7 protein-coding genes are annotated in these 5,951 nt (G+C 36.8%); 2 read left to right on the forward strand and 5 right to left on the reverse strand.

All coding sequences use genetic code 11. The features are described from left to right. Window positions 1-124 precede the first annotated feature (124 nt). Complete coding sequence (locus tag V7068_RS02710; protein ID WP_499710896.1) at window positions 125-589, forward strand: Hsp20/alpha crystallin family protein; 465 nt, start codon at window positions 125-127, stop codon at window positions 587-589. A gap of 55 nt (window positions 590-644) precedes the next feature. Here the strand turns inward: V7068_RS02710 and V7068_RS02715 are convergent, their stop codons facing one another. From V7068_RS02715 to V7068_RS02735, 5 genes are all read right to left on the reverse strand, one after another. Further along, window positions 645-1,400 carry a CAP domain-containing protein gene (locus V7068_RS02715; protein ID WP_499710897.1) on the reverse strand — a complete coding sequence of 252 codons (756 nt, stop codon included), beginning with the start codon at window positions 1,398-1,400 and terminating at the stop codon, window positions 645-647. A gap of 410 nt (window positions 1,401-1,810) precedes the next feature. Further along, window positions 1,811-2,197, reverse strand: a complete 387-nt coding sequence (locus V7068_RS02720; protein WP_499710898.1) for a FixH family protein — start codon at window positions 2,195-2,197, stop codon at window positions 1,811-1,813. Window positions 2,198-2,219: 22 nt separating this feature from the next. Beyond that, window positions 2,220-3,629 (reverse strand): sensor histidine kinase, encoded by a 1,410-nt coding sequence (locus V7068_RS02725; protein ID WP_499710899.1) that lies wholly within the window; start codon window positions 3,627-3,629, stop codon window positions 2,220-2,222. Further along, complete coding sequence (locus V7068_RS02730) at window positions 3,622-4,314, reverse strand: response regulator transcription factor (RefSeq protein WP_499710900.1); 693 nt, start codon at window positions 4,312-4,314, stop codon at window positions 3,622-3,624. Before V7068_RS02730 ends, V7068_RS02725 begins: the two co-directional genes overlap by 8 nt. 6 nt (window positions 4,315-4,320) lie before the next feature. Continuing rightward, window positions 4,321-5,274, reverse strand: coding sequence for a YncE family protein (locus V7068_RS02735; protein ID WP_499710901.1), 954 nt, complete (start codon window positions 5,272-5,274; stop codon window positions 4,321-4,323). Window positions 5,275-5,576: 302 nt separating this feature from the next. On the opposite strand from V7068_RS02735, the gene V7068_RS02740 reads away from it, so the two are divergent. Continuing rightward, window positions 5,577-5,822 (forward strand): DNA alkylation repair protein, encoded by a 246-nt coding sequence (locus tag V7068_RS02740; RefSeq protein ID WP_499710902.1) that lies wholly within the window; start codon window positions 5,577-5,579, stop codon window positions 5,820-5,822. The last annotated feature ends 129 nt before the right edge of the window (window positions 5,823-5,951 follow it).

Raw genomic sequence — 5,951 nt, forward strand, 5'->3', positions numbered from 1 at the left:
ATTGCTTGAAGAAGGGGTATTTTTTTAACATAGTCAAATCTATAAACAATGAACCTCCCGCCTATCTTGTGCATAACATATTTTGCATAAGTAACTATTTTATTGACGAAAAGAGGAATTCAATATGTTTCCCTTCAGCAGCCTTTTCTCATCTTCCAAAAATCAAAACGGCTTCTTAAAAAACTTGCAGCAAAACGATGTTCAATCCTTTATCGAGAAAGTTTTCACAGAAGTGATGCCCAACAATATGCAAGACGTGATGAATCAAGGAGCTGTTAAAGCAAAAGAGAGCGGGACCCGCACAGCAGAAAATCCACTACAAGCAAATGTACTAGAAACCCATTCATTTATCTATATTCGAATTCCGATTCAAGATGAAAGCTGGCTTAAACAAATGAAAATTTACCATACTTCCAACCAATCGATGATTCATGATATCCCAAACGAAGGAGATAAGCATAACATCCCCTTACCGGCTCTTGTTCGAAAAAAAGGAACATCCGTTCAATATAAAGACAATATATTAGAAATCCGATTTCAAAAGCATTCCGATTTGAACTATTCGGAAATAGATATCTCAGAACTATAACAACCCCCAAACTATCAAGCAGTTTGGGGGTCTCTATTCTTATAATCTAGCAATCTTATTTTCCAATAAACATTTGTGTCCAGTAGTTCCCTGAAGCTACATAGCCTACTCCAATATGAGTAAAGCTTGAATTCATAATATTTTCACGGTGTCCCTGGCTATCCATCCAAGCTTGTACAACTTGCTCAGGTGTTGTTTGACCTTGGGCAATGTTTTCACCCGCTGATTTATAGCTAATGCCAAATGATTTCATCATATCAAATGGTGAGCCGTACGTTGGGCTATTATGATCAAAGTAGTTTTTATCTTTCATATCTTGAGATTTAGCACGAGCAACTTTGCTTAACTCTGTATCTAATGTAAGTGGAGCTAACCCTTGTTTTGCACGTTCAGCGTTTGTTAATTCTACTACTTTCTTTTCAAAAGCACTTACTGAAGTATTTGTTTCAGCTGCTGTTGGTTTGTTTGTGTCAGCAGTAGCATTATTGTTTGTTGTTGGCTGTTGAGTTGTTGGTTGTTTTACTTGTTGTTGTGTTGGTGCTTGTTGTGTTGCTTGTGTTGGCTGTTGCGCTTGTTGTGTTGGTGTTGCTTGTTTTACTGGTGCTTGAATTGCGTTTCCTTGTACTTTAATACCATACTTAGCAAAGTATTGTTGAACTAATTTTTGTGCATCTTGTTGTGATGTTACTTTATATGTGAACTGTTTAGTAGGTTGGCAATTTACTTGTGCTGCTTCTGCTTGATTGAATCCAGCTCCTGAGAACATGACTGCTGCTGCGGCTACTGTTGATAGAATTAATTTCTTTTTCATTTGTATTTCCTCCTAGTCAATCTGTTATTTTGCTTCTGGAATCATCATATCACGGCTTTTTTGTAACAATACAACCAGCCATTTCCAAAAAAATTAACAGATTAAAAGGAAAGAGCATTACATGATTTCCCTTCTGCTCTTAAACGATGCAACCCCTTAGTAACACTACCATTTAAATGTTTTTTCCATTTTTATTCTCTGATTCTCTATTTCTCTGTCAATGGTAGTTTTTCTCTTCCTATTCCATAACCTTCTAAAAAATCAATATTGACACTTTTCTATTCCCCTGCTTTTTGTAACATTCTTTACTACAATGTTACAAAGTTACGAGAAAAATTACTATTTTACAAATACCGCAACAAAAAAAGATCTAGTATTATACCAGACCCTTTACTTTATTCTTCTCTTATTTAATTCTTTGCTCCAATTACAAATTCTCGTTTTGGCATTGTATGCAAGTTTCTTGCGGTTACATGGGCATATACATAATATGTTCCTTCTTCTTTAAATGTTTTTTCAAGCTTATACACGCCATCTTGACTATGCTTGACAGGAATCGTTTCACTTTCCTCCTTGTCTTCACGCCAAATTTCAAAGCTTACCTCGTCGGCATCTGTAACGATTTTATCTCCATACGTTACTTTTGCTTGAAAGCTAACCGTTTCATTCACTTTTGCTCGTTCAGGAGTTAGCTCTAATTCTACATGTAACATCTTCGGAAGCTGCTCCTCTTCTTCCTTGCCGCATCCAACTAAGACAATAAGAACAGTTAAAAATAAAATGATTATTTTTCTCATCCGTCATGCCTCCTGCTTTAGTCTACAACCACTCACTTTGAATCATTGGAAATGTTACATACACTTTCGTACCAACAGCCTCTTCACTTTCTATCTTTAGTTCACCTTTTTGTAATTCTACTAGTTTCTTAACGATAGCCAACCCTAACCCCGAACCACCGTCTGAACGACTTCTCGCCTTATTCACACGATAAAAACGATTCGTAATATAAGGAAGATCTTGTTTTGGAATACCTCTACCTGTATCAGCAATGCTTAACTCACATGTTTCTTTATTTTGCTTTAATATAATAGAAATAACTCCACCTGCATTCGTGTAGTGAATCGCATTATCCAATACATTCTGAAGAATTTGTTCAAGTTTTCGCTCTTCCCCCATAATAATAGGATCTGGATCTAACTCAATCTGTAACTGTAGCTGCTTGTCCTGAATCACTTGTTCATATTTTCCCACAAAGTCCTCTATAAACTGAGCAAAAGCAATCGGGGATTCCTGTAACATCACTTGCTTACGATCCATTTTTGTTAACTCCATTAAATCACCAACGAGATGCTGCATCCTCAATGTTTCCCTCGAAATAAGTTGAAGATATTTTCTTTCTTCCTCTTTATCCTTAATGACACCATCAATAATGGCTTGTGTATAACCTTTTATATAACTTAATGGGGTTCGTAGTTCATGTGAGACATTTTCAAGAAACTCTCTTTTTCTTTCTTCTTCTAAATGAAGCGATTGGGCCATTTTATTAAAAGCATGGCCAAGCTGACCTACTTCATCATCACTTGTAACTCGAACTTGTGTCGAATAATCACCGTTAGATACTTGATGTGCTGCTGCTTTCATATCACGAATTGGATGAATCAGCTTCTTTAACCATTTTGTTGTCAGCAGCATAACCATGAGCATAAATAAAATCGCAGCCGCAATCCATTTAACGGCAAACTCATGAATTAAATCAGTAATCGAGTTAACAGGAATATATGTATAAATAATTCCTTCTAATCGGTCTCCATCGGTTAGAGGAATAATGGCCGCTACTATATTTTTTTCAAATCGTTCTTCATAGCCTTCTTTTTCAATGGGCTTTCCTTCAAGAAGCATTTGTCGCTCTTCTTCAGAAATCAACGTATTATAATCAATATCAAACGGCAAACACGCACTTAATTCCCGGGGATTATTCACAACGAACGTTTCACTTTCATTTTTGCTATTAAACCATTCAATATTTTGCTTATACTGTTCCGTAATCTTACCTCCTGCATAATCGGCAGCGAGTAAAGAAGCTTCATAAATAAGATCACTCTTTACCTTCTCAACATATAAATTTTTGTAATAATATTGTGATAGAGAATACGCAAAGACAACAGATAGAATAACGGCACTCATAATGGTGAACCAGAGCTTAAATGACAAAGATTTGATTTTACGCAAAATGCTCATCTCCCATTTTATAACCAATTCCCCATACCGTTTGAATATAATCCGCTTCCTTTAACTTCATTCTTAATGTTTTAATATGAGTGTCCACCGTTCGTAAAGAACTACCATAGCTCCCCTCCCATACATGTTCTAGTAATTGCTCCCGACTGAGTGCTTGATTTTTATGCCGCATTAAAAAAAGCAACAAGTCAAATTCCTTTAAAGTCACATTAATCGGTGCTCCGTTAATTGTCACCGTTCTTGCTTTCTGATTTACTTCAATTTTCCCCAACCTCACCACATCTTGCTCCGTATATAACGTTGCTTTCTTACCTGTTCTTCTTAACACTGCTTCTACTCTAGCCATTAACTCACCTGGATTAAATGGCTTAACAACATAATCATCTCCTCCAAGTTTGAGTCCTTTCACTTTATCCCACTCTTCTCCTTTAGCACTAACAAAAATAATCGGTACATCAGATTTTCGCCGCAGCTCTTCACAAACTAAAAAGCCATCTCTTTGCGGCATCATTATATCTAATAAGATTAAATCTACTGTTGCGTGTTCCAAACAGCGAATAGCCTCTTCTCCATCTTGCGCTTGAAGGCAGTGATATCCAGAATTGAGCAAATACATTTCTATCAAGGTTCGCATATCTTTTTCATCATCAACGACCAAAACGGTATAATCACTCATGCACATCTACTCCCTACTAATCATTTGAAACGGGCCTTTGCCTACCTTAATGGTTTGTTTTACCTTCATAGACTTTGAATCCATCACATAGAGCTCATCACTATCATATCCTGCAATCAATATATCATCACGAACAGTCGTCATCTCAAATGGATTGACCCCAACTGTCGTACTCTTCACAACCTTGTACGTTTCATCTACTTTGTAAAGAGCGTTTGAACCATGACTCAAAATGAAAATACCAGCCGCATTTTCCATAATATTAATGGGCATTATCGGTGTATTTAACGTTCGTTTTAATTCTCCTGTTTCCGTTGAATAAACATGGACATTTTCCTCCATTTTCGCTCCCATCCCATGACCGCCAAGCCAAATCTCTTGCTGCTCTTCTCTTAATAAGGCACCTGTGGAAGACGCTTGAATAACAAAGTCCCTTTCTACTTTTCTTGTACGTAAATTAATAACTGACAATTTTGTTTCGCCAAAATTCATTACATATAATTGCTGATGATCTTGAAGGAGCATCAGCGGACTTTTACCTACTTTAATTTGATCTTCTATTCGTCCCTCTTCATTATAGAAAGAAACATTGTTTAAAGATTGATTCACTGCAGCAATACTCTTTCCATCCTGAAGCAGTTTCATATTAACAATACCTTTTTTCGCTTCCCAGCTATCGATTTGTTTTCCTTTCTCTAATGAAAAAACTTCAATCGAATCCATATCTTTTCCATAAAGCAGCAACGTATCTCCATCTTCGAGCAGCAGTCCGCCCATAAAAGGGACACTGAGATCCCAATCGGCTAAATGTTTATACTGTTCATTTAAAAAAGTAAGACTCGTATCTTTAATATTTACCGTTGCAATAAAAGATTGATCGTGCTTAATCTTTGGATAAGTCACACTGTTACACCCAGTAAGCAGTAAAGCAGCAAATAAAAGAAAAAGTACTTGCTTCATTTTATCAGCTCCTTTATAACAGTGGGGTTTTCTTTATCCCCACTGATGATTATTAAACTAATACGAGCACTTGTCCCTCTCATCTATCTTCTTCACACTCTTGTTAACTTGCTATTAAATCTGGAACAAAACGATGATTACGCTACATTGTATCGATAAGTTGTGAAAAAAGTGTGAAGTTAATAACTCATCCTGTCTGCATTCATTCTCTTTCAATTATATCATCTCTTTTCTCTATCAATACGCGCGGTATATTCAACATAATGAGAGGAAATACTACAATCAAAAAGGAGTGGATGTGCATGTCTCAAGTTTATTGTTGCCCAAATTGCCGTACTAATAAATCACGATTTAACCTTATTCAGCAAGTAGCTACACCGATTAAAAAAGATCCACGTTCTGGTGAAATCGTTGCCCAATACTCAAATGACACGATCGAACCTTTTCATCTTGCTTATAATGGTCCTGACGTACGTGTTCAATGCGCTGCTTGCGGCTTAATTGAAGATGAAAAAACATTTGCTGCATTTGGTGAGCGCAGCCAGTAACTTCAAACGAGGCTACCCAAAGGGCAGCCTCAAAAAATCATCTTAAATTTATCCCACACTTAACGGGCAGTAAGACCCCCACCTCAAGCGTATGAGGAAACAAAGAAGATAGATGGGGGACAACTGCCC

It is taken from the genome of Bacillus sp. JJ634 (assembly GCF_036962285.1).
Lineage (GTDB): Bacteria > Bacillota > Bacilli > Bacillales > DSM-1321 > Peribacillus > Peribacillus asahii_A.

What these genes read in the sequence shown, in the direction of transcription:
- V7068_RS02720 (WP_499710898.1), bottom strand. Translation starts at nt 2,197, where the DNA reads ATGAGAAAAATAATCATTTTATTTTTAACTGTTCTTATTGTCTTAGTT.
- V7068_RS02715 (WP_499710897.1), bottom strand. Translation starts at nt 1,400, where the DNA reads ATGAAAAAGAAATTAATTCTATCAACAGTAGCCGCAGCAGCAGTCATG.
- V7068_RS02730 (WP_499710900.1), bottom strand. Translation starts at nt 4,314, where the DNA reads ATGAGTGATTATACCGTTTTGGTCGTTGATGATGAAAAAGATATGCGA.
- V7068_RS02710 (WP_499710896.1), top strand. Translation starts at nt 125, where the DNA reads ATGTTTCCCTTCAGCAGCCTTTTCTCATCTTCCAAAAATCAAAACGGC.
- V7068_RS02740 (WP_499710902.1), top strand. Translation starts at nt 5,577, where the DNA reads ATGTCTCAAGTTTATTGTTGCCCAAATTGCCGTACTAATAAATCACGA.
- V7068_RS02735 (WP_499710901.1), bottom strand. Translation starts at nt 5,274, where the DNA reads ATGAAGCAAGTACTTTTTCTTTTATTTGCTGCTTTACTGCTTACTGGG.